This is a genomic window from Oleiphilus sp. HI0067, assembly GCF_001635735.1.
Genome location: NZ_LWFI01001420.1, coordinates 68,117 through 91,209 on the forward strand (window position 1 = coordinate 68,117; position 23,093 = coordinate 91,209).

The 23,093-nt window shown below is 44.5% G+C and carries 21 protein-coding genes; 7 read left to right on the forward strand and 14 right to left on the reverse strand.

Going from position 1 to position 23,093, the window contains the following annotated elements; genetic code table 11:
- Window positions 1–45: 45 nt before the first annotated feature.
- A complete protein-coding gene (locus A3739_RS22825) occupies window positions 46–750 on the reverse strand; it encodes a YggS family pyridoxal phosphate-dependent enzyme (RefSeq protein WP_068502934.1) in 705 nt (234 codons plus the stop codon).
- Window positions 751–917: 167 nt separating this feature from the next.
- Between A3739_RS22825 and A3739_RS22830 the strand changes: the two genes are divergently transcribed.
- From A3739_RS22830 to A3739_RS22845, 4 genes are all read left to right on the forward strand, one after another.
- A complete protein-coding gene (locus tag A3739_RS22830) occupies window positions 918–1,952 on the forward strand; it encodes a type IV pilus twitching motility protein PilT (RefSeq protein WP_068475964.1) in 1,035 nt (344 codons plus the stop codon).
- Window positions 1,953–2,005: 53 nt separating this feature from the next.
- Window positions 2,006–3,136 carry a PilT/PilU family type 4a pilus ATPase gene (locus tag A3739_RS22835; protein ID WP_068475965.1) on the forward strand — a complete coding sequence of 377 codons (1,131 nt, stop codon included), beginning with the start codon at window positions 2,006–2,008 and terminating at the stop codon, window positions 3,134–3,136.
- 38 nt (window positions 3,137–3,174) lie between these two features.
- Entirely contained in the window at window positions 3,175–3,687 is a 513-nt protein-coding gene (locus A3739_RS22840; protein ID WP_068502937.1) for an MOSC domain-containing protein, read from the forward strand.
- 72 nt (window positions 3,688–3,759) lie between these two features.
- On the forward strand, window positions 3,760–4,011 hold the full coding sequence (locus A3739_RS22845; RefSeq protein ID WP_068475967.1) for a TIGR03643 family protein: 252 nt from the start codon (window positions 3,760–3,762) through the stop codon (window positions 4,009–4,011).
- A 97-nt stretch (window positions 4,012–4,108) separates the two neighbouring features.
- Here A3739_RS22845 and A3739_RS22850 read toward each other — a convergent pair whose 3' ends face one another.
- The 11 genes from A3739_RS22850 to A3739_RS22900 all read right to left on the reverse strand — a co-directional run bounded on the left by A3739_RS22850 (window position 4,109) and on the right by A3739_RS22900 (window position 20,322).
- Window positions 4,109–4,972, reverse strand: coding sequence for an ABC transporter ATP-binding protein (locus A3739_RS22850; protein ID WP_068502941.1), 864 nt, complete (start codon window positions 4,970–4,972; stop codon window positions 4,109–4,111).
- 17 nt (window positions 4,973–4,989) lie between these two features.
- The gene (locus tag A3739_RS22855) at window positions 4,990–5,973 is read right to left on the reverse strand and encodes an ABC transporter permease (RefSeq protein ID WP_082869133.1); all 984 of its coding nucleotides are present in this window, start codon (window positions 5,971–5,973) and stop codon (window positions 4,990–4,992) included.
- 86 nt (window positions 5,974–6,059) lie between these two features.
- Window positions 6,060–7,376, reverse strand: coding sequence for a CmpA/NrtA family ABC transporter substrate-binding protein (locus tag A3739_RS22860; RefSeq protein ID WP_369819818.1), 1,317 nt, complete (start codon window positions 7,374–7,376; stop codon window positions 6,060–6,062).
- Between the two features lie 398 nt (window positions 7,377–7,774).
- The gene (locus A3739_RS22865) at window positions 7,775–8,824 is read right to left on the reverse strand and encodes a CmpA/NrtA family ABC transporter substrate-binding protein (RefSeq protein WP_068502949.1); all 1,050 of its coding nucleotides are present in this window, start codon (window positions 8,822–8,824) and stop codon (window positions 7,775–7,777) included.
- 8 nt (window positions 8,825–8,832) lie between these two features.
- The gene (locus A3739_RS22870; RefSeq protein WP_068502952.1) at window positions 8,833–9,420 is read right to left on the reverse strand and encodes an ANTAR domain-containing response regulator; all 588 of its coding nucleotides are present in this window, start codon (window positions 9,418–9,420) and stop codon (window positions 8,833–8,835) included.
- Between the two features lie 171 nt (window positions 9,421–9,591).
- Window positions 9,592–10,485, reverse strand: coding sequence for a uroporphyrinogen-III C-methyltransferase (cobA, locus tag A3739_RS22875; protein WP_068502954.1), 894 nt, complete (start codon window positions 10,483–10,485; stop codon window positions 9,592–9,594).
- Window positions 10,482–13,241 (reverse strand): nitrate reductase, encoded by a 2,760-nt coding sequence (locus A3739_RS22880; protein ID WP_231876681.1) that lies wholly within the window; start codon window positions 13,239–13,241, stop codon window positions 10,482–10,484. Before A3739_RS22880 ends, cobA begins: the two co-directional genes overlap by 4 nt.
- Window positions 13,242–13,243: 2 nt before the next feature.
- The gene (gene nirD / locus A3739_RS22885) at window positions 13,244–13,609 is read right to left on the reverse strand and encodes a nitrite reductase small subunit NirD (protein WP_369819817.1); all 366 of its coding nucleotides are present in this window, start codon (window positions 13,607–13,609) and stop codon (window positions 13,244–13,246) included.
- A 46-nt stretch (window positions 13,610–13,655) separates the two neighbouring features.
- Window positions 13,656–16,220: a nitrite reductase large subunit NirB gene (nirB, locus tag A3739_RS22890; RefSeq protein ID WP_068503009.1), complete on the reverse strand. Its 2,565-nt coding sequence runs from the start codon at window positions 16,218–16,220 to the stop codon at window positions 13,656–13,658.
- Window positions 16,221–16,522: 302 nt separating this feature from the next.
- Window positions 16,523–19,075 carry an EAL domain-containing protein gene (locus A3739_RS22895; RefSeq protein WP_156502776.1) on the reverse strand — a complete coding sequence of 851 codons (2,553 nt, stop codon included), beginning with the start codon at window positions 19,073–19,075 and terminating at the stop codon, window positions 16,523–16,525.
- A 128-nt stretch (window positions 19,076–19,203) separates the two neighbouring features.
- Entirely contained in the window at window positions 19,204–20,322 is a 1,119-nt protein-coding gene (locus A3739_RS22900; protein ID WP_068502963.1) for a succinylglutamate desuccinylase/aspartoacylase family protein, read from the reverse strand.
- A gap of 54 nt (window positions 20,323–20,376) precedes the next feature.
- On the opposite strand from A3739_RS22900, the gene A3739_RS22905 reads away from it, so the two are divergent.
- Both A3739_RS22905 and A3739_RS28945 read left to right on the forward strand, forming a co-directional pair.
- On the forward strand, window positions 20,377–20,931 hold the full coding sequence (locus A3739_RS22905; protein ID WP_068502966.1) for an ABC transporter substrate-binding protein: 555 nt from the start codon (window positions 20,377–20,379) through the stop codon (window positions 20,929–20,931).
- A 32-nt stretch (window positions 20,932–20,963) separates the two neighbouring features.
- On the forward strand, window positions 20,964–21,140 hold the full coding sequence (locus tag A3739_RS28945; RefSeq protein ID WP_156502777.1) for a hypothetical protein: 177 nt from the start codon (window positions 20,964–20,966) through the stop codon (window positions 21,138–21,140).
- Window positions 21,141–21,144: 4 nt separating this feature from the next.
- Here A3739_RS28945 and A3739_RS22910 read toward each other — a convergent pair whose 3' ends face one another.
- Window positions 21,145–22,092 carry a sodium-dependent bicarbonate transport family permease gene (locus A3739_RS22910; RefSeq protein ID WP_068502969.1) on the reverse strand — a complete coding sequence of 316 codons (948 nt, stop codon included), beginning with the start codon at window positions 22,090–22,092 and terminating at the stop codon, window positions 21,145–21,147.
- A 183-nt stretch (window positions 22,093–22,275) separates the two neighbouring features.
- Here A3739_RS22910 and A3739_RS22915 point away from each other — a divergent pair, with 183 nt between their 5' ends.
- Window positions 22,276–22,644, forward strand: a complete 369-nt coding sequence (locus A3739_RS22915; RefSeq protein WP_068500275.1) for a ribosome recycling factor family protein — start codon at window positions 22,276–22,278, stop codon at window positions 22,642–22,644.
- Window positions 22,645–22,651: 7 nt separating this feature from the next.
- Here A3739_RS22915 and A3739_RS22920 read toward each other — a convergent pair whose 3' ends face one another.
- The gene (locus tag A3739_RS22920; RefSeq protein WP_068502972.1) at window positions 22,652–23,011 is read right to left on the reverse strand and encodes a hypothetical protein; all 360 of its coding nucleotides are present in this window, start codon (window positions 23,009–23,011) and stop codon (window positions 22,652–22,654) included.
- Between the last annotated feature and the right edge of the window lie 82 nt (window positions 23,012–23,093).

Below are 23,093 nucleotides of genomic sequence, written 5' to 3' on the forward strand. Positions count from 1 at the left end.
TTTCGTGGAAATTAAAAGTCACGATGACTCATCGAGCTTCTAATCCTAATTTTTTCTTTCACCAAATATATCAGTGCCTACACGTACCATGGTTGAACCATGCTCAATAGCCAACTCTAAATCTTTCGACATCCCCATCGATAAGGTATCAACTGAAGAATAACGTGCAGCGAGCCGATCTTTTGCTTGATGTAAAGCGTGCATGCTTTTCGCTAATTGCTCGTTATCGGCACTTGCACTCGGAATCGCCATAATTCCGCGCAAACATAATTTATCCATACCCGAAATCTGCTCGGCTAATGCATCCAATTCATCAAGAGAGATTCCAGACTTCGTTTCCTCTTGATCGATATTCACTTGAATACATACATTAAGCGCTTCCGATGTTTCTGGTCTTTGATCGTTCAATCGTGTTGCCACTTTTAGGCGGTCGACACCATGCACCCACGCGAAGCTTTCAGCGATGGGACGTGTTTTATTCGATTGAATCGGACCAATAAAATGCCATTCAATGCTGCCTGCTTTTTCAGGTGCTAATGACAAGATCTCTTCTTGCTTCTCAAGGGCTTCACTCAGGTAATTTTCCCCAAATAATCGTTGCCCTTGTTCATAGGCTTCGATCACCGACTTAGCTGTATGTTTCTTGCTCACAGCGAGTAACTGAACCGAGCCACTTTCTCTCTCAGCCCGAATTGTTGCTTTTTGTATTCTTAAACTAACGCTCTGGAGCTTGTCTGCTATGCTAAACATTATGCTAATCAATAAGATAGTGGTGTTAGGGGTTAAGTTCTCTGAAAGCCATACCTATCAAGGCTTAGAACATTTCTGAGCCGTATGGGCAACAACTAATTATCTCAATAAGTTTAACAAGATGAGATTTTTACTCTAGTGAAAATCTAGTCCTATAGAGGGTTCTCATGGATATTACCGAACTGCTCGCCTTCTCTGCGAAGCAAGGCGCATCAGATTTACATTTGTCATCAGGCTTACCACCCATGATTCGTGTTGATGGCGATGTACGTCGTATCAATCTACCAGCGATGGAACACAAAGAAGTGCATCGCCTGATTTACGACATTATGAATGACAAGCAGCGTAAAGATTTTGAAGAATTCTTAGAAACCGACTTTTCATTTGAAGTACCTGGTGTCGCACGTTTCCGTGTTAACGCATTTAACCAAAACCGTGGCGCAGGCGCAGTATTTCGTACCATCCCTTCCAAAGTATTAACCATGGAAGACTTGGGTATGTCGCAAGTATTTAAAGACATTGCTGAGGTACCTCGTGGTCTCGTACTGGTAACCGGCCCAACCGGTTCTGGTAAATCAACAACGCTAGCGGCAATGATCGATTTCATTAATGACAATCGCTACGACCACATTCTGACCATCGAAGATCCAATAGAATTTGTTCACGAAAGTAAGAAATGTCTCGTGAACCAACGTGAGGTACATCGTGACACCTTAGGCTTTAACGAAGCACTGCGATCGGCACTTCGTGAAGACCCCGATATTATTCTAGTTGGTGAGCTTCGTGACCTTGAGACCATCCGATTGGCACTAACCGCTGCAGAAACAGGTCACTTAGTATTTGGCACTCTCCACACCACATCTGCTGCCAAAACAATTGACCGTGTCGTTGATGTATTCCCAGCGGAAGAAAAAGCTATGGTTCGTTCCATGCTTTCAGAATCTCTACAAGCCGTTATCTCGCAGACACTGTTGAAGAAATCAAATGGTGGTCGTGTTGCCGCACATGAAATCATGATTGGTACACCAGCGATACGTAACCTTATTCGTGAAGATAAAGTTGCACAGATGTACTCGGCAATACAAACAGGGGCCAGCATTGGTATGCAGACGCTCGACCAGTGCTTGCAAAACTTGCTTAGCAAAGGCCATATCAATCGCGATACAGCACGCGAAAAAGCAAAAATCCCTGAAAATTTCTAAGAATTAGCCGATAAGTTTATTTATCGGATGCAAGACAAGTTAAGGAAGAAAACGTGGACTTTGATCGACTCTTAAAAATCATGGTTGAAAAAGGAGGCTCAGACCTCTTTATCACAGCAGGCGTTCCACCTAGCATTAAAATCCATGGCAAGATCGTCCCTGTCACAAAGCAATCTCTGACACCAGAAATGTGTCGTGAGATTGTCTTTGACACCATGAACGACAAACAACGCGACGAATTTACTGAAAAAAACGAATGTAACTATGCCCTCAGTGCACGAGGAATTGGTCGTTTTCGTGTATCCGCATTCTCTCAACGTAACCTTATCGGTATGGTGCTGCGTCGTATCGAAACGAATATCCCACGTATTGAAGACCTCGCGCTTCCAGAAGTTATTAACTCTCTAGCAATGACGAAACGCGGTTTGATTATTTTTGTGGGCGCAACGGGTACTGGTAAGTCGACCTCTCTCGCATCGATGATTGGTCACCGGAATCGAAACAGTAAAGGCCATATAATTTCGATCGAAGACCCTATTGAATATATTCACCAACACGAGGGCTGTATCGTTACGCAGCGCGAAGTGGGGATCGATACTGAGTCTTTCGAGGTTGCGCTTAAAAACACATTACGTCAGGCACCTGATGTCATCATGATCGGTGAGATCCGTAGTAAAGAAACAATGGAGTATGCGGTAACTTTCGCAGAAACAGGTCACTTGTGTCTCGCGACCCTACACGCCAACAACGCGAACCAAGCATTGGACCGTATTATTAACTTCTTCCCTCCGGAGCAGCACAACCAAATCTGGATGGACCTGTCGTTAAACTTGAAAGGCATTGTCGCGCAGCAGCTTGTACCGACTCCCGATGGCACTGGTCGTCGAGCGGTAATTGAAGTACTTCTGAATACACCGCTTTGTGCAGATCTTATTCGTAAGAAAGAAGTGCATAAACTGAAGGAGATAATGACAAAATCTCGCGATGTCGGAATGCAAACCTTTGACCAAGCGCTTTATGACCTGTACGCTGCCGGCGAAATCACCTACGAAGACGCACTGGCGCATGCTGACTCTGCGAACGACTTGCGTCTTCTGATTAAACTTGGTTCTGACGCATCAAGCCCTGATGAGCTTTCGAGCAATACACAACGGCTTTCGATTCAAGATGATGGTTTAGTGTAGGCACGTGCAACGCATTACCTTGAAGTAGTAAGAAAGACATGAAAACCCAAGCCAGACTATTAGCGAAATACATGGATAGTGCACAGTCTGGCCGGATTGAATGGATTGGTTTGCGACCTTCTCGTAAAGCCGATATTAAAACCGTATCGCAGGTCTATGCCAAGGCAGATCGAGGCCTCCAAGGCGACCATAGCGCTAAACGCGCTAATGGCTCTGCACGACAAATCACACTGATCAACGCCGAAGATATTCAAGCACTCAGCACCCTACTAAATAGATCATTAATTGACCCATCTATTCTGCGCAGAAATATCGTCATCTCTGGCATGAGCCTGCACGCGATGCGCTATCAGCTTCTACAGATAGGTAATGCGATTGTAGAAGTAGGCGCGCACTGCCATCCCTGTTCTCGTATGGAAAAATCATTGGGGAAAGGGACTCTACTCGCGATGTATGGCAGAGGCGGCTATTGCGCAAAAGTGATTCAAGGCGGTGAACTTAAAATTGGCGATGAAGTTCGCGTAACACAACTTCAACGAGAATTGTTTTAGACACCCGCAATAGATCATAAACCTCTTTTGATTCCTACACGTATACCTTTCAAATAATTGAGCGAGGCGTGTATGGCTCTATCAGCCGAAGATATCTCTAGAATCATTGAAATGGCATGGGAAGATCGCACCCCCTTTGAAGCCATCAAACATCAATATGACATGAATGAATCGGAAGTCATTCGATTCATGCGCCGTCAACTTAAACCTTCTAGCTTTCGTCATTGGCGCACGCGTGTGTCATCGCGCACCACGAAGCATTTGAAACTCCGTAACCCAGACATCTCTCGAGGGTATTGCTCCACACAGTACAAGCAACGCTAGTAATTAACAGGCAAAAAAATGCCCACGTTAAAGTGGGCAAGAACACGAGACAATTTACTCTGATAAGCAAACTCGTAATGAGTGAATCAATCAGCAACTATGCTGCATTCGAATCGGTTTGATCTGTAACGACCTTCTCAGAAGACTCTTCTTTTTTCTTATGCTTATCGACAGACTCAACTTTTTTCTGTTTTTCATATAAGAAGGTAAGTACTTCATGACGATAGTGGTTGTACTCAGGATTATCTGCCAACGCCAAACGATCACGAGGTCGATCTAGTTTCACATCTAAGATCTCGCCAATCGTTGCCGCTGGTCCGTTAGTCATCATCACAATGCGATCAGACAATAGAACAGCTTCGTCAACATCGTGCGTGATCATAATAACTGTGTTACCAAGCTCGGCATGAATCTCCATAAGAGAATCCTGCAAGTGAGCCCGTGTTAACGCATCGAGTGCACCGAAAGGTTCATCCATGAGCAATACTTTTGGCTCCATCGCCAAAGCTCGTGCGATACCAACACGTTGCTTCATACCACCGGAAATTTCAGAAGGTAATTTATCCAAGGCATGGGTCATGTGCACTAATTCAAGATTATGATGCACCCAGTCTTTCATCTCAGCCTTACTGCGACCGTTACTTGTTTGTTTCACCGCTAGCTCAACATTTTTGTAAACGCTCAACCAAGGTAATAAAGAGTGGTTTTGGAATACAACTGCACGCTCTGGGCCTGGCTCATTCACTTCTTTGCCATCCAAAATAGCGCCGCCAGTTGTCGCTTGATGCAGGCCTGCAACAATGTTCAGTACCGTTGATTTACCACAACCTGAGTGACCAATAAGAGACACAAACTCGCCTTTCTCAATCTTTAAGTTTACGTCTTGTAAGGCTGTAAATGGCCCTTTAGGTGAAGGGAAATCAATACCAACGCCTGATAATTCTAAATGTCCTGTACTCATCTTAAATCCTCCTGCGCTTAACGTAATGTTGCGCTCTTATCCCAGCTCACTTGCTTTTGGATAACTAACATCAAACGGTCTAATAAAAATCCGATAATACCGATCGCTAACACTGCTACCATGATACGTGCGAGTGACGCTGAACTACCGTTCTGGAACTCGTCCCAAACAAACTTACCTAAGCCTGGGTTTTGAGCGAGCATCTCTGCAGCAATCAGTACCATCCAACCAATACCTAATGACAAACGAAGGCCCGTAAAAATCATTGGAATCGATGACGGCATAACAATTTTTATAACGTGATTGATTGGGTTCAAACGCAGAACCTTACTCACATTTATAAGATCTTTATCAATACTAGAAACACCCACTGCGGTATTGATCAGCGTTGGCCATAGGCAGCACAACGATACCGTGACAGCTGAAGTGATAAAGGATTTCGAAAACATTGGGTCGTTTGATACATACACAGCACTCACGACCATTGTTACCAATGGCAACCACGCAAGCGGTGACACCGGTTTAAATAACTGAATTAAAGGGTTAATCGCAGCATATGCCGATTTACTCAAGCCACATAAAATCCCTAATGGCACGGCGATAATTGATGCGATAAAGAATCCAGTTGCAACCGTACCTAAGCTCGTCCAAATTTGCTGGAAGAACGTTGGTGCGCCTGTATAAGGGCGGATTTTAGGCACGTAGTCTGGATCTTTTGCCATACGCGCTTCATTGCGTTGTTCTTGTCGCTCATAAAAGGCTTCTGCCTTAGCAACCTCTGCCTGATGTTCATTCAATAGATTCTTTGATTGTTCCCATACTTGAACAGGGCCTGGGAATTGGCCTAGCGAGGTATCGATGTTTTGTGCTGCAGCGTTCCACAGACCTAAAAAACATACTAACCCAAGCAAGGGTAATGCGAGTGCAGTCGAGAGCTGCTTCAATTTTTCACCTACTTGGCTTAATCCACCAGTAGTAGGCATCACCGCTTGTTTAAACATATCTTTCTCCTTTATGCCTATAAAACTTGCCCAGTGCGAGGACTATGCACTCGGCAAATTAGGCTATGTGCTAACTTCGTTAAGGCTTAAATTAAGTCTTTGCCTTTCAAACCTATTGGGAACTTCTGCAAGTACTCATTTGGTTTTGAACCATCGTAAACGTGGTCGTCAATGAAGTGTGTTTGAGGTGGCTTAAAGCCAGTTTCTGAATCGAATTCAGGGAAATCAGAAGCTTTCGCTTTACCTTCTTCGATCAATGCTTTGGCTGCTGTCGCGTAGATATCTGGACGATATACTTTCTTAGCCGTTTCCATGTACCAATCATCTGACTTATGCTCAGAGATCTGCCCCCAACGACGCATCTGTGTTAGATACCAAATTGCATCACTGTAGTAGGGGTAAGTCGCGTTGTAACGAAAGAATACGTTGAAGTCTGGAATCTCACGCTTATCGCCTTTCTCGTACTCAAACGTACCCGTCATACTGTTAGCAATAACCTCGTAGTCAGCACCAACGTAGTTTGCTTGAGATAAGATTTTTACCGCTTCTGGACGGTTAGCGTTGTTGTTCTCATCCAACCATATTGCTGCGCGGATCATCGCTTTTACAACGCGAGCATGCGTATTTGGATATTTCTCTGCCCACTCGTTACTCACACCGAAAACTTTCTCTGGGTTGTTCTTCCAAATTTCGTAATCCGTTACAACTGGCACACCAATACCTTTAAATACTGCTTGCTGGTTCCACGGCTCGCCCACACAGTAACCATAAATAGTGCCGGCTTCCATCGTTGCTGGCATTTGTGGTGGTGGAGTAACCGAAAGCAATGCATCTGCATCAATCTGACCGCTGGTATCACCTTTATGTGGTGCGTAATAGCCAGGGTGAATACCACCAGCAGCTAACCAGTAACGTAACTCATAGTTGTGCGTCGATACTGGGAATACCATACCCATGTTAAATGGCTTACCTTCGCTCTGATATTTTTCAACAACAGGCTTTAGTGCGTCAGCTTTGATTGGGTGCACTGGCTTGCCATCTTCGTGAGGAATATTCGACTTCATTTGTGACCAAATATCGTTTGATACGGTAATCGCATTACCATTCAAATCCATGCTGAAGGCAGTAATGATGTGCGCCTGCGTACCGAAACCAATCGTTGCACCAAGTGGCTGACCTGCCAACATATGAGCACCATCAAGCTGGCCGTCGATCACGCGGTCTAGCAATACTTTCCAGTTCGCCTGTGCTTCCAAGGTAACGTAAAGACCTTCGTCCTCGAAGTAACCTTTTTCATACGCAACAGCTAATGGAGCCATGTCCGTCAATTTAATGAAGCCAAATTTCAACTCTTCTTTTTCTGGCCATCCTAACTCTTGTGCTGTCACAGAAGTACTGATCATTGCACCTGCAGCAGCAACGGTGACTGACATCACCGCTAGCTTGGTTTTCAATGAACTCAAAAATCCTGTTTTTTTCATGCTCTACTCCGACTGTCTCCAGTTCTTTCGCCAAAAAAAAACCCGCACAGTCTTCCAGATCTTGAAAGACTGTGCGGGCATCATTGCCTGATTATTGCCGCACCTTCGCAGCAACTCTCTAATTTTGGTTGTTCTCTGAGATTACGCCTTACGGGCAATCCGTAACCTATCTATTGCAAAAGAAAGGCCAACTTTATAAAGCTATAAATTTCAATAACTTACGGCCATATCACTCTTGCCCCACCAACTACTTGCACCAGAGTAAGGAGCTAAAACAAAAACGCGCACCAAGTGTGCGCGCCTTTATCTTCAGCTTTTGATCACAAGTAGCTATCGGTAAATACCTTGTCCACCACAGCATATGCCGCTTCTCGATCAGTGATCTGGTTTGCTTTTAGCATTTTATTTACAAGCCATATCCCTTGCTCGCGCGTCGGCTTGTTAATATCGACTGCAGCATCACTAAATTGATTGTACGAAGGAACAACTCTCGGCGGTAAAAATCGATGCGTTAAACAGCTACCGATAAGAGAAGGCGCAATCACTTCAATTGGCGCATCTAAATAATTTGCTCTCGACATGAGACGTGCGGCTTCAAAACGATTTGGCGTTTTCTCTAAATAAGAGCAAGCTTGCGCCAAAGCAGTACACAAAGAACGAACCAGATCTGGATTATCAGACGCAAACTTCTTCGTTACACCCAAGACTTTTTCAGGCTGGTTTTCCCAGATATCGAAAGAGGTCAACGCAGTCAAACCGATCTCCGAACGCACAGCTTTTGCGTTCCATGGGCCACCAACACAAAAAGCGTCAATTTCTCCACTCTCGAGAAAATCGACCATATTGACCGGCGGCACGGTCAGCAAATCCACATCATCTAACTCAACCCCACCGTCACTTAACCAGTCCAGTAACTGATAGTGGTGACAGCTATAGGGAAAGACATCTGCAAATTTCAATTTGCTAAGACCCGCTTCTTTTCTTTGCGCAATAACAGGTAACAATAACTTTGCTGATAAAGGCAAAGGCAACTCTGATAAGCCCGATACCGCAAGGATCTCCTGATATAAACCTTCGGAAATCGTTATTGCATTCCCGTTTAAGCTCAACACAAAGGGAGCGATGACCTCGCAAGGCCGACAACCTAAACCTAAGCCACTCGCCAACGGCATAGGCGCAAGCATTTGCGCCGCATCGAGAACACCAGCGTGCAGCTTGTCTCTGAGTGTCGCCCATGAATTTTGCTTTTGAAGCGTGACATCTAAGCCTTGTTCTTCAAAAAAACCGTATTCCTTGGCGACAATAAGTGGCGCCGAATCTGTCAAAGCAACAAATCCGAGCTTTAGTTCTTGTTTTTGTGTTGATCGCATGAATACACCTAAAAATTCATATTTTTCATAATTGAGATAATCGTTTTCGCAACATCTTCAAGTTTCTGCCCTGAATCCATGGCAGTTTTGCGCATGCTACTAAAAGCCTCTTGCTCAGAGAGACCTTTGGTCTCCATAAGCAAACGTTTGGCTTGATCGATAAGCTTGCGCGCCTCTAACTCATTCTTGGTTTGAGTCAGCTCTTCTTTGAGACTTTGATATTCATTAAATCGGGCCACGGCCGCATCAAGAATAGGTCTTAACCGACTAGTATCGGTATCACCCACCACGTACGCACTTACGCCAGATTTCACGGATTCATTGATTAGATCTTCGTCTTCTGCATCAGAAAACATCACAACAGGCTTAGGGTTATATGCTGAAATCATATTTAGACTTTCAAGCATATCCCTAGTAGGAGATTCGATATCAATCACAATGATATCTGGCTGCCAGGCATCTACCTCCTTCAGTAAGGTAGCGTTTGGCTGCGCCATATGACGAATTTTATATCGCGATTTTTCTAAGGCGGATACCACCTCACTAGCACGATCTAAGTCTTCGTCAATAAGTAGAATACTTAATTCTGAGGACATACCTTGGGACTCTTTTCACGGACAACTTACTCGCTACGAGTCTTGATGCTCGCTCACGTGCATAACAGGCAGCAAAAAATAGACCATGCATTAAATGCACGCTAAGTGATTGATTTTTGATGCGGTCAAACTTGTACACATACAATCGCACACCAATATAGTGTAACAAAGTTAGGCGGTCGCAACAGCAGCAGCTTCTCTTTCCACTGGATAACGCAAGTTCACCACTTCACCAACAATCGTAATCGCAGGACCAGAGATTTTTTGATCTCGAACTTTCTCTACGATATCAGAAAGCGTGGCTATGCAGATCTTTTGCATAGGGGTTGTCGCGTTTTCGATCACTGCCACAGGCAACGAAGCAGAAACCCCATGCTCAATAAGCCTCTGAGCAATTAAGTCGATTCGACGAAGCCCCATATAAAATACTAAGGTTTCTCCGTTTTTCGATTGCCCTGATACTCCTTCACTCAATGATGCCCAATTGGGTTCTGTCTCAGCACTTTTCATGTGTGCCGTCACAAACCGAACCGATTGTGCACAACTGCGATGTGTTAAGGGAATACCAGCATAAGAAGACGCGCCCGATGCGGCTGTGACTCCAGGAACAACACAAACTGGAACTCCAGATTGTTGAAGTACCTGACACTCCTCACCAACACGAGCAAAAATCGCGGGATCGCCGCCTTTTACTCGTACTACCTGTTTTCCTTCAAGTGCCAGTTTTAGCATCAACGCCGAAATACCCTCTTGAGACATGCTATGTTGGGCATAGCGCTTACCAACATAAATGCGTTGTACTTGTTTAGGAAACAGCGCCACCACCTCATCGGACACGAGTGCGTCGAACAAAATGACATCTGAATTTTGTAGCGCGCGATAAGCCTTAAGGGTGAGCAACTCTACATCACCTGGCCCCGCACCAATAATCGTTACACAACCTCGTTTAGAACGAGCTTGTATTTGAGTTTTAACCCGATTTATAAACCCTGTGTCCTTAACCTCTCCATCATTATTTGAAGAGCGCCTAAATAGAGCTAATAAATTTGTTGCAGCAGTAATCATGAAAACTCCTCTAAGGTAATGCGTTCACCTTCTGGAACAAGATTTTGCTTAAGAATTTGTTTGAGTTCAGACTTACACGACCCACAATTTGTGCCGCACTTTAATTGCGACCCCAAAGCTTCAACGCTATCACAGCCGTCATCTTGTATGGCTCGGATGATCTCTTTTTCACCCACCTTATAACAGCTGCAGACCATGCGACCTTGGGCATAGACGGAGTCTACTTCCGCATGCAGAAGTGCTTGGATTTGTTCTTCGCTCAAGACGCTACTATCAAGCATGCTTTCTAACCAAGCTCGCTCATATTCTTGCGCCTCTGAATGCGTGAATACGCCGTAAACTAATGATTGGTCGCGCGTCGCAAAACGATTCATTCCATTTTGATGCTGATAGGAATAACGCTCATGCACATCCTGATAAACCGCATTCAGAGCTGAACCAAGCGTGGTGCTTTTTTCTTTGCACGCAAATCGGTAAATCATGCCGCCACGGACTTTTGCTTTCGACCACACATAAAACTGCGCATCTAGCCATTGAATCGGAAGCTCGTCTAGACTAAATAACTCGCCGTATTCAGCCATCTCGACCGGTGAAAGCGCAACAGCCGCATGTTTCAATTCTGGCTGCCCAGAAATGGGGTCTCTTGCATCTGTATATAGCTTTGAAATTGCCGATGATGAAGACCATGTTGTACCCCAATGAATGGGTACAAATAACTCACCTCGACGTAATCCATCATCGATTACGACTGGTAACACGACCTGATCAGCGTCTGAATTCACGGCAGAAGTGACCGACACATAGGCACCCTGTTCAAGACTTAAATCTTTGGCATCTTCTGGGTGAATCGCTATATATGCGTTCGCAGTATGCTGGCTCAATTGTGCGCTCACACCAGTACGTGTCATGGTGTGCCATTGGTCGCGCAATCTTCCAGAGTTCAACACAAACGGAAAGTCTTCACTAACTGCCTGCTCAGGAGGACGGAACTGCACCGCAATACAGTTTGCTTTTTGAGACAGAGTAAAGAACTTTCCATCTTCAAATAATCGTTTAGTGCCCTTTGGGTTCTCGTCGTTTATGGGCCATTGAACAGGAGCTAGCTGATCGTATTCTTGAGACGATAAATCACACAAACCACTTAGATCTAAGTCCCGACTTCCGTTGTTTTTATATGCCGTCAATCCAGCATACTCATCGAAGACCTCATGCTGAGAAGCGAAATCAAATCCGTCAAAACCCATTGCAATTGCGACATCACAGATAATTCGCCAGTCATGCTTTGCCTCACCTAGAGGCGGCAAGAAAGCTCTTTGACGAGAAATCGTGCGCTCTGAATTCGTCACCGTGCCATCTTTTTCTGACCAGCTCGTCGCCGGCAACTTCACATCAGCAAAGGGTAAAGTATCGTTTGACGACACATAATCTGAGACAACAACGAAATCACATTTTTTCAGCGCGCTCTCTATTTGAAGCCTGTTTGGCAGACTCACGACAGGATTGGTCGCCATCACCCAGACCGCTTTAACATCGCCTGATTCAATCTTTTGAAACAGATCTACAGCCTTATGCCCATGCGATTCAACAATTGTTGGGCATGACCAATATTCTTGTACTAGCGCGCGATGTTCTGCGTTATCAATATCCATATGTGCAGCCAGCAAGTTGGCCAAACCGCCTACTTCTCGACCGCCCATTGCATTTGGTTGACCGGTAATAGAGAAAGGTCCACACCCTTCTTTGCCGATTTTTCCACTCGCAAGATGACAATTGATAATACTCGCAGCTTTATCAACGCCAGCACTCGACTGATTCACGCCCATCGAGAAAAAACTAATCACCTTATCTGTTTGCGCAAAGCTTGCGTAATACTCTTCTACATCTTGCTCAGGCAAATCACATAGCTGTGCGACCTTCTCAATAGTGAAAGACTGTGCGGCCTCTACTGCTTGCTCAACTCCTTCAACCGACTGATCAATATAAGCTTTATCAAGCCCATCATGCTCTGCCAGATAGGCGAGCAAACCGTTAAACAAGGCAACATCACTTCCTGCTTTCAGAGGGAGATGAAGATCTGCGACTTCACAACTTGCTGTGCGACGTGGATCGATAAATACAATTTTTAGATTTGGATTTATTTGTTTCGCACGCTCAACGCGTTGAAACAGAACAGGATGTGTCCAAGCCGCATTTGAGCCTATAAAAACGAGCAATTCCGTTTGCTCTAAATCCTCATAACTACACGGTACGACATCTGATCCAAATGCGCGTTTATGTGCAGCAACTGCTGAGGACATGCACAGACGAGAGTTCGTATCGATATTGGCAGACCCGATATAACCCTTCATCAACTTGTTTGCGACGTAATAATCTTCCGTTAGTAATTGCCCCGATACATACAGTGCAACGCTGTCTGGGCCATGCTCATCAATAATATCTTGAAAGCGCTGAGCCACTTCGTTGGTCGCAGCTTCCCAAGGAACCTGCTTCCCACTAACTTCAGGAAAAAGTAAGCGCCCACTATCTTCTAAGGTATCTAGTAAGCGACTTCCTTTAACGCACAGTCGACCAAAATTTGCTGGATGCTCAGGAGTGCCACTCAGCCCCAAAACTTCTGCCTCAGAAGCCTCCTCAGACTCAACATTTTGAATCTGGACATCGACACCACAACCCACGCCGCAGTAAGGGCAAGTCGTGCGCTGCAGTGCAACGTTTGACCCAACAGATTTAAACTGAATAAGCTCTGCGCTAGACACAATTAACTCGCTACACTTAACTGAACCATTTCATCAACGATACGTGCCGGAAACACGGAAACAGATTGCTCTGGATCATCAATACATTCGCCCGTTGTTAAACAGAAACGCTGCTTATATAAAGGTGAAGCAACCACATAACGCAGCGGAGTATCTTCACCCGAAACTGAACAAATCAAACCACGGTAAAGCACATTCGCCTTACCGATCGGGTCAAAGTTACTAATCGCGAGTACTTGTTCTTGTTCACCTTGCGTAAACTTAAACAACGCAACTTGCTCTCCATTTACTAAGGCACAAACACCAGAGTTATCGATAAGATCGTTTGTTTGGCAGATAGAAACCCAGTTTTCATTGCTAGACATCATTTTCTCTCTTATATCATTCGTTCTTAATTCGTTAGAGGCTTATGTATTAAGCCAAAGCATCTTCAGCAAGGGCTTTATCCGTCGCAATCAGATCACCTGATTGTTTTTCTTGCTCTGTTGCTGGACGAATTTGATCTCTTTCTTGAACAAATACGATGTTAGGATCAGTCGCATCAGCCGCGTTTACGAACTGACGGAAGCGCTTACGCGACTCTTCATTTTCAACTGCCGTTTTCCACTCACACTGATAGGTATCCACAACATGCTGCATCTGGGCTTCTAGCTCTGCGCAAATACCCAACGAGTCTTCAATAACCACTTGTTTTAGGTATTCAAGACCGCCTTCTAAGTTTTCCATCCATGTAGAAGTACGTTGCAAGCGATCTGCCGTTCTGACATAGAACATCAAGACGCGATCGATATATTTGATCAGTGTTTCAGTATCGATATCAGTAGCGAATAAATCAGCATGACGAGGTTTCATACCGCCGTTACCGCACACGTATAAATTCCAACCTTTCTCGGTCGCAATAATGCCGATATCTTTGCTTTGCGCCTCTGCACACTCTCGCGTACAGCCTGAAACCGCCATTTTCATTTTGTGCGGTGCGCGCAAGCCTTTGTATCGGTTTTCAATATCAATCGCTGCGCCAACGGAATCTTGGACGCCATAACGACACCAAGTGCTTCCTACACATGACTTAACCGTACGTAGCGCTTTTGCGTACGCATGGCCGGTCTCGAAACCTACAGCGATCAGCTCCTCCCAAATGAAAGGCAATTGCTCAACGCGCGCACCAAATAAATCAACACGCTGCCCGCCAGTGATTTTTGCGTATAGGTTGTATTTCTTAGCGACTTGCCCCAGAACAATCAGCTTGTCAGGTGTAATTTCACCACCAGCGATACGAGGTACAACCGAATAACTACCATCTTTTTGCATATTGCCAAGATAAGTGTCGTTGGTGTCTTGAAGTTTGACGTGCTCTTTTTGAAGCACGAAATCGTTCCATACTGACGCGAGAATTGAACCGACCGCAGGCTTACAGATTTCACAACCGATACCGCGACCATGTTTTTCAAGCAGCGCGTCAAAACTTTTGATTTCTTCGACTTTAATAATGTGGAAGAGCTCTTGGCGAGAATAAGCAAAGTGTTCACAAATATCTTTATTGACCTCTACGCCGCGTTTTTCTAGTTCGCTATCAACGACGTTTTTCAATAAGGCCGCACAACCACCACAACCGGTGCTTGCTTTAGTACATGATTTCACCGAGCCAAGATCACAGTTGCCCGCATCCATTGCATCAACAATGTCGCCCTTAGAGACGTTGTGACAAGAACATACCGTCGCAGTCGCTGGTAAAGCATCAGCACCTAGCGCAGGCGCAGCATCGCTCGTAGAAGGAAGAATTAAACTTTCTGGTTTTTCAGGAAGGTCGATACCATTTAAAGCATACTGAAGAAGAGTATCGTAGTCTGAAGTGTCACCTATTAGCACCGCACCAATAAGTAGCTTTTTGTCTGCATCAACAACGATCTTCTTGTAAACACCTTCAGGTTGATTTTCATAGGTGTAACTCAAAGCACCTTCTGTGCGAGCATGAGCGTCACCAATAGAGCCTACGTCGACTCCCATCAACTTGAGTTTGGTGCTCATATCTGCACCCTCAAACTTCAAATCACCTTCTGCAAGATGGCTCGCCGCGACGCGCGCCATGGTATAGCCAGGGGCAACTAAACCAAAAATAAAGTTACTCCAAAGCGCACACTCACCAATCGCATAAATATTTGGGTCGGACGTTAGACAATTATCGTCGATCACGATGCCGCCACGCGGGCCAATATCGATGTCGAACTCTCGAGCTAAACCATCTTCTGGACGGATACCTGCCGAGAATAAAATCATATCGGTTTCTAGATCTGAGCCATCAGCAAACTTCATTTTATAGCGGCTAGTATCGCCAGATACGATTTCTTGCGTCGCTTTTTCGGTATGGACTTGCACGCCAAGCTCTTCAATTTTTGACTTCAGCAATTGACCGCCAACTTGGTCTACTTGAACCGCCATTAGCTGCGGAGCAAACTCAACAACGTGGGTTTCGAGACCTGCTTGCTTGAGAGCATTTGCCGCTTCAAGACCAAGCAGACCACCACCCACAACAACACCAACCTTGCTTTGTTTAGATGAGGCTTCAATTTGCTCTAGGTCTTCAATGGTTCGATACACCAAGCAATGCTCTTGATCATTACCAGGAATTGGAGGAACAAAAGGAAAGGAGCCCGTAGCAAGCACGAGTTTGTCGTAAGCATACACATCACCCGCTTCAGTCTTAACCGTCTTGGCTTGCTTATCAATATGAGAAACTTTTGCATTCACATGAAAATTCACGCCTAGCTTTTCATAGTATTCTGCGCTTGTAAGTGAAAGATCAGCTGCTGTTTTGCCTGTAAAGTACTCCGACAAATGCACTCGGTCGTACGCCAACCTTGGCTCTGCAGAAAGAACTGTCACTTCGACGTTCATATCTTGTTCAAGTATCTGCTCAACAAAATGATGGCCTACCATTCCATTGCCGACTACCAATACTTTCATTGTTGATGCTTGCATAACTTCTTCTCCACCAAAAATTTTGGGGCAAAAAAAAACCCATGCCACCAGCATATTTGCTAGTTAGCATGGGCTTCTTTGCCGTCAGCACATTAAGTTCATTCTTAATATGCTGTCTCTGTTCTGTGTGAGTATGAACCGTCGTCATACCCCGCGCGGTTTTTAACACTGCTTTGCGATACGATTTCTAATACAAATTTAGTACCAACTTTATATCTCTATAAGATTCAGGCACTTACAAGGCTAGACTTATCAGTAGCTACCGAGCTTTATGCACCATAATGGTGCTGGCGCACCAATGATTAGCTAGAAGAGATCGCGCCAGCTTGTTCAAGCCATCGCTGCAATCGATCTAATGGCAGGGGCTTACAGCCATAGTAACCTTGATAACGGTTACACGATAACTTCTCTAAGACTTTTAAAGTTTGTGCATCTTCGATGCCCTCTGCAATCAAATCGCAGCCTAAACCTTCCGCCATCGCAATCACGGTTTGTATGATCACTTTTGAGTTTTCATCATTCTTTATATCTTCGATCAAAGAGCGATCTAACTTGATTTCACTTGCAGGCAAACCTTTGAGATATGACAACGATGAATAACCCGCGCCAAAGTCATCAATTGAAATCTTGAACCCATGGGCTGCTAATTTATCCAGTGTCGCAATGCTAAACGCCGGATCATCCATCGCCGCAGTTTCGGTTAACTCCAAATAAACCAATTCAGGTGATACATTCTCGGTCTTCAGTGTTTTAAGAAGTTGAGCGCCAAAATACTTAAACTTCAGATCACGCGCTGAAATATTAATCGACATGCTTCCGTCATAGCCTTGAGCTCGCAGCATTACCAAAGCACGTATCGCTTCTTGAAATACCCATAAGCTCAGCTCATTAATTACCCCAGTTTCTTCGGCCAGGGGAATAAATTGATCCGGAGGAACAAAACCATTCTCTAGATGAATCCAACGTACTAAAGCCTCGAGACCAATCACCTTCCCGCTACTAATTTCAAACTTCGGCTGAAACACTAAACTGAGCGCATCATCATTCAAGGCCTTACGTAAGTCTGTCATCAGGGTAAGCCGGCTCGAACTATAGATATCGTACTTCTCACTATAGATTCCCATGGAGCCTCTTTCGGAGCGATCCATCGCAATCAATCCATTTCGAATTAATTGTGCCGGCTCTGAGCTATGATTGGGATAAAGAGAGCAACCATATAATGGTGCTAGTTCAAACGTTAAGCCATCAAATTCAATCGGCGATGCGAGCTCGACTAAGAGATCATCAAACGGCTGACGGTTTTTTTCGAATTTATCTAAATCAATAAGTACACCGAATGTTTCATTCGCAATTTGAAACGCCGCGTCTGGGCCAACTCCTTGCATATGCTCAACACTAATTACTCCGAACATATCTCTGCACTTCTCGTTTAAAAACACCGCCATTTGCGCCAAAACCGTCTCAGAGCTGGCCAAGCCGAGCGTCCGCGTAATATCAGAGATGCGCGTCAAATGCACCATCGAGATCATCATTCTTCTATTGGGCGCAGCATCCATCTGCTCACGTAAGAGGTTCTCGAAATGATTTCGGTTAAGCAGATTAGTGACTCGATCACGTGACATGGTTTGCGTTAACAAACTCTGTGTGTAATTTCGCTGTTGCTCGATATGAAGACTCTTTGATTGCGCAGATATTTTCTTTTCACGCTCGCGATACAAACGATCTGCAAGAGCCAAAGTCAAAATCAATGCCTCAAGTCCAGATCCAATCTGCATGGCGTACTCAGTCCAAAATGTATTTGGCAATGCGCCTGTAGTGCGGCCGCTTGTTATCGCAAAACCAACGGTCAAAGGAATCCAAGCAACCGTGAAATAAATACCTGAACGAAGCCCTTTATACCAAGCGATGGGACCTGCAAAAGCGAGGACGCTAAAAAGCAATAACGCACCCACAACCGAGATACGCACCGCAATGCTATAATCTGCGAATAAAATGATACAGAGGTGTATCAACTCCAGCGCTATCATCGCCTGAAGAAGCTTATCGAAGCGCGGACTAATCGACTTCATTCGCAAAAATAACTTTGCGAATAAAAGAGAAAAAATAGAGAGCAAGGGCATAGACGCCAAGAACAGGCGCCCATTTAGTTCGGGCAGATCATTTAGAAAATGTTGATGGACATATCCTCGACTACTCGCAAAGAATAACAAATAGCTTGCGATAGCCAGCGCATAATAAAGATACAATCGTTCGCCTAAGCGAAGAAAAACAGCGAGATTAATAATCGCAATAATCGTCAGAACGCCATAGTAAAAGAAATGAGCCTTTTGCTCTTTCGAAGCTTGTTCAAAGTAATGCTTCTCTTCCCAAATCAACATGGGAACGGTCATCGAGCCTTTTGTTTTCACGCTCGTGTAGATTTCAATTTCTTCGTTGGGTTCTAACGAAAAACGAAAAAGAATACCTGGATCGTCGACTTGCCTGTGCGCAAAGTGTTTGCGATCACCAGTGGCCAGTCCAAGCTCGGTTCCATCTTGCTTACGCGCATTGAAGACAACATGATCAAGCTGAGCGTAATCGATCTCAAGAATAAAGTTGTTGGCCTTGTCAGCTCCATTTTTAATGCGTGTTTTAAACCAGAGTTGTGCATTGGTAAACCCAAAGCTTCTTTGCTCGCTGGCACCTTGGGTCCACTTATCTTCAGGTAGTTTTTGAATGTCTCGCAATTGCAGAGATAATTCTTGATCAATGAGGTAGGAGTAAGAGGCTGAAAGTGGTGACTGATACACACCTTCAAAGGTATTCAACGCTGAACTTTGCCCTGCAACAGAATAATTGCTTAAAACAAATAACAAGCAAAACAAGACACTTCGCAAACGAAAAAAGGAATGACACACAAACACTAAACGAATTCTCTAGACTCTTATTCTCTTTAAAAGTCTAGATCAGAATAAAGCGATAGCGCACTTTTTGTACATTTTTTCTAAGCGCCTAGCAAACCCCCTTCTTTGAACGCTTTCGCACCAGCGATTTTGCCGATATGTGTTCCCTTTGCAGCAAACCGTTGGTTTGTTCTGGCAAAAAACTTACCGCTAACCGTCGCGCATGCAGGCGTTGCAGATTGGTCTACGGGACTAATAATTTCGGCGATCGCTTCACCTGCTTCAACCCAGTCTCCCAGCTCTTTTAAAAAAACGATAATACCTGTTGTTTGCGCATCAATTGAATCACAGCCAGCAAGAGGCGTTGATTCAAATTTCGCCTTTGGTTCAGAAGGTGTCGATTGGTCAATCACACCAACAGCGCATAACCACGCAAACAGATTCTGTGCATCTTGCTTAGCATACGTATGACTAACGTCTGCCTCACCACGGTATTCTATGGTGACGCCACAGCCAGCTAAAGGAATTGGGTAACGCGTGCCAAAACGTTCCTGAAGTCGATACCACGCGCCTGCTTGCGCCTCGTCAAAAGCAGAGCCGCCTGATCCTTCTGCGTGGAGCAGCGTTTCTACACCTAAATAACGCGATAAATGTTCGGCCTGTTCAAGGTAGGGTGTATCGGTATATAGATGCATTAATGCTTCGAAATCACAATGCATATCCAATACATAGTCGGCATCATGAGATAGCTTTAAAAGTATCGCGCGCTGCTCGTCTAACTCGCTTAACTGAGGCCTTTGTTCAAACGCATCGGCGATGGCTTTTCGAATAGCTCGTTTATTAGCTTCGATATCTTGTGTTAACTGGGACTCTATATTCTCAGCGATCAACTCATAGAAATCGGGGTGGCTACGATTAAAGTTCAAGCCTGTGTTCAGATCGAATCGTCCCAAATGATCGTGCATCACATGTTGAGACAAACCAATTGCGTTGGCATATGGCACCAAGACAATCTCACCTTCGATCAATCCCTCTTTCTCAGCTTGATCGAGCAAGCTTCTGAGATGGTGCAGCACTAACATGGGAGGAATCTCGTCCGCATGCAAACTGGCTTGAAGATAAATCTTTAGATCTCTACTTTTCTTCCCGTAATGCAGACTGACTAATTCTCTTCGTGTTCCAATCGTCTGTTGCCTCAGTGGGTATGTGTTGAATTGCATAAAGAATCCTTTAAGACGAAAGTATGATTGCTTGCATCGCCATTATGTTTTTTTATGTCACCTAAATACATTGAATCACGCATCATGATGGCTTTTATAAAATGTTTATTGCTTGCTGTTATAGCTCAAATAACAACAACGCACGCATCAGAAGTTACCCTATTTCATTATGACCTAAAGGATGGTCTCGAACCTTATTTTTGGAAAAATAACAACGGTGATCATATCTGCATCATTCCAGATATCGTCGCGCGAATGAAACCCTATAAACTTCGATTCACGGAAATCCCACGCAAGCGATTGGATGATGCATTGTTTTCTGGGCAAATCGATTTTGCGTTAATGCATCCTGACTATACGGAAATTGATGATAAGTTAAATTTCATACCTACCTATTTCTCACAAACCAAAGTTCTCTACCAGCGACTTCGCGACACCACAACACCGAAACATTTAAGTGAGGTTCAGAACACAACAATATGCGCACGACTTGGCTACAAAAATCCTGTGATCGAGCTCGTCTCCGAAGAGCAAAATATTCGAATCGTACAATCGCCCGACAATGAAACTATGGTGCGAATGCTCAAAAAAATCATTGTGATTGCTTAGTCGGCTCAACACACGTCATCGACTTTACCTTGATGAAAACGCACGAAAAAGGCATCGCAAAAACCAAAGTGCGTCTAGCAGAAAAACCATTTTTCTTCGCACTCCCTCAAAACAAGGTCGGTACAATTAAAGAAGTAAAAATGCATTTAGAGGAGCTAAAACGCACTGGAGAGCTGGATCGAATTGTTGCGAACTATACGGGTAGCTAAGTAACTATGCGATCCACTGTGAAATGTATGAATGGTAAAAAGGGATACCAAAAATAACGTTCAGAGGGAAGGTCAAGCCTAGTGATAACAGCATGGCTAAGCCAATATCCGCATCGGGAATAGCGCTTCGAATTGCTGCCGGCGCAGCAATATAGGAAGCACTAGCGACTAAAGTCGCAAGAATAAGAACTGAGCCTTCAGGCAGCCCCAAAGCTATACCAGCGCCTGCGCCAATCGCAGCAAATGCAAGCGGTGTGACGCATGCGAAGATAACCAGTTTCCATTGTTTGTATGGGAAGGGACGGAGTGTTTCAGCCGCGGTAAGTCCCATTTCTAACATGAAGATAGCCAAGATTGCTTTGAAGCCTCCTGTCAATAACTCGGTGACCGACGCACCTTGCACTGGCCCGTACATCCAGCCAATCAGAACACCACCAACGAGCAATACAACACCTCGGTTCGTCAATGTTTCATGCCAAATAGCGCGATGAGAAACGCCTTCAACTTGCTTCTCCGAATTGAAAAAACGATAAATGGCGAGGGCAACAATAATCGCTGGAAGCTCTAACATAACCAGATAAAGCGTCGTTTGCGCACCAAACTCAATGTTATTGGACTCTGCATACGTCAGCACAACCGCAAAGGTACCGGCACTAACCGAACCATAGTGAGCTGCAATACTGCTGGCGTTGGCGAGAGATACGCCACAGACAAAACGTAAGATAGGAAGAATTAATAAAGGGCAAATCGCTCCAACTAAGGCGACGGTTAACATCTCCCATATCAAGTTAGTCGAAACACTACCAAATAAGGCCATACCACCCTTCAATCCGATGGTAAGCATTAATAGTAAACTCAGGGTATCGTAGGCTTCTTTTGGAATACTCAAATCAGATTTGAGAAGCCCGGCAACTAGGCCGAGCAAAAAAAACATGACAACGATATCAGGCATAGTAAGTCTTTCGCACAGAACAGTAGCCAAACGGCTATGCAAATCAGAAGAGACAACAAAGGCAAGCGCGTTTTTATTGGTCAGCCTTTTATTGCCGCGAGACTATTGTAAAAGTATTTGTTAGATTCTCATAGCATATAAAACAGCTATATTTCTGAGACCCTCTAAAAATATCCCTCTAAAATGCCTCAATTTTTTCGAATCCAACTGAATAGTTTTATTCGCCGTGTCGAAAATGCGCAGGATCTTAAATGCCTTATAAAAGACCAAGGTGTGACATTAACGCGTAGAGGACGATCTCGAAATTGGACAATCGAACTCAATACAGAACAGTCCATCAACTTACAAAAGAGTATTGAATCAGCGAAACAAGAAAGCTGGCTATGGGTTGCAAATCTGCTTAAGAAGCAGCGACCAGAATTAAATTTGAAAGACCTAAAAACGCTTGCCAAAGAACATTGGCCAATCAGCGTTAATCAACTCATGAGGCTCACAGACTGTACGAGCGCACAAGCTAGGCTAGTTATTGACGAAATTGAATGGTCAGAATAGCAAGTACTTACTTATTGCATAAACGAGAAAAACCTGAAGTTTTTGCAGCTCTTACCAACTGGCCGACCGAGGTTGCACTGGCATAACTCACAATCACTTTGTTATCCATCAAATTAACCCGAAACGTTTGCGACATATACGTCAAACCTAATTCATAGGGTAAATTAGACTCGTACCAACCCGTAGTGTTGTTATTAAACCAATTAAACAAGGCATCATACTCAGGCGTGCCGCGGCCAACTTTCTTCCCACAAAACTCGAACTCTGGAGGCATCTTGGTCGTAAAATTAACGGTCCCGCTGGCATTCACTGGACTACTAAACACTACAATTAGCAACGGAAGGATGAATAAGTATTTTAATGGCATCGGTATATTCTCTTTTTATTCGTGACGGTCACCGCGGAGCTATTGTCCGATAAAAACAGAAATACGAATATGTCGCGAATCA

What these genes read in the sequence shown, in the direction of transcription:
- A3739_RS22825 (WP_068502934.1), bottom strand. Translation starts at nt 750, where the DNA reads ATGTTTAGCATAGCAGACAAGCTCCAGAGCGTTAGTTTAAGAATACAA.
- A3739_RS22830 (WP_068475964.1), top strand. Translation starts at nt 918, where the DNA reads ATGGATATTACCGAACTGCTCGCCTTCTCTGCGAAGCAAGGCGCATCA.
- A3739_RS22840 (WP_068502937.1), top strand. Translation starts at nt 3,175, where the DNA reads ATGAAAACCCAAGCCAGACTATTAGCGAAATACATGGATAGTGCACAG.
- A3739_RS22845 (WP_068475967.1), top strand. Translation starts at nt 3,760, where the DNA reads ATGGCTCTATCAGCCGAAGATATCTCTAGAATCATTGAAATGGCATGG.
- A3739_RS22850 (WP_068502941.1), bottom strand. Translation starts at nt 4,972, where the DNA reads ATGAGTACAGGACATTTAGAATTATCAGGCGTTGGTATTGATTTCCCT.
- A3739_RS22855 (WP_082869133.1), bottom strand. Translation starts at nt 5,973, where the DNA reads ATGTTTAAACAAGCGGTGATGCCTACTACTGGTGGATTAAGCCAAGTA.
- A3739_RS22860 (WP_369819818.1), bottom strand. Translation starts at nt 7,376, where the DNA reads ATGATCAGTACTTCTGTGACAGCACAAGAGTTAGGATGGCCAGAAAAA.
- A3739_RS22865 (WP_068502949.1), bottom strand. Translation starts at nt 8,824, where the DNA reads ATGCGATCAACACAAAAACAAGAACTAAAGCTCGGATTTGTTGCTTTG.
- A3739_RS22870 (WP_068502952.1), bottom strand. Translation starts at nt 9,420, where the DNA reads ATGTCCTCAGAATTAAGTATTCTACTTATTGACGAAGACTTAGATCGT.
- cobA (WP_068502954.1), bottom strand. Translation starts at nt 10,485, where the DNA reads ATGATTACTGCTGCAACAAATTTATTAGCTCTATTTAGGCGCTCTTCA.
- nirD (WP_369819817.1), bottom strand. Translation starts at nt 13,609, where the DNA reads ATGATGTCTAGCAATGAAAACTGGGTTTCTATCTGCCAAACAAACGAT.
- nirB (WP_068503009.1), bottom strand. Translation starts at nt 16,220, where the DNA reads ATGCAAGCATCAACAATGAAAGTATTGGTAGTCGGCAATGGAATGGTA.
- A3739_RS22900 (WP_068502963.1), bottom strand. Translation starts at nt 20,322, where the DNA reads ATGCAATTCAACACATACCCACTGAGGCAACAGACGATTGGAACACGA.
- A3739_RS22905 (WP_068502966.1), top strand. Translation starts at nt 20,377, where the DNA reads ATGTCACCTAAATACATTGAATCACGCATCATGATGGCTTTTATAAAA.
- A3739_RS28945 (WP_156502777.1), top strand. Translation starts at nt 20,964, where the DNA reads ATGAAAACGCACGAAAAAGGCATCGCAAAAACCAAAGTGCGTCTAGCA.
- A3739_RS22910 (WP_068502969.1), bottom strand. Translation starts at nt 22,092, where the DNA reads ATGCCTGATATCGTTGTCATGTTTTTTTTGCTCGGCCTAGTTGCCGGG.
- A3739_RS22915 (WP_068500275.1), top strand. Translation starts at nt 22,276, where the DNA reads ATGCCTCAATTTTTTCGAATCCAACTGAATAGTTTTATTCGCCGTGTC.
- A3739_RS22920 (WP_068502972.1), bottom strand. Translation starts at nt 23,011, where the DNA reads ATGCCATTAAAATACTTATTCATCCTTCCGTTGCTAATTGTAGTGTTT.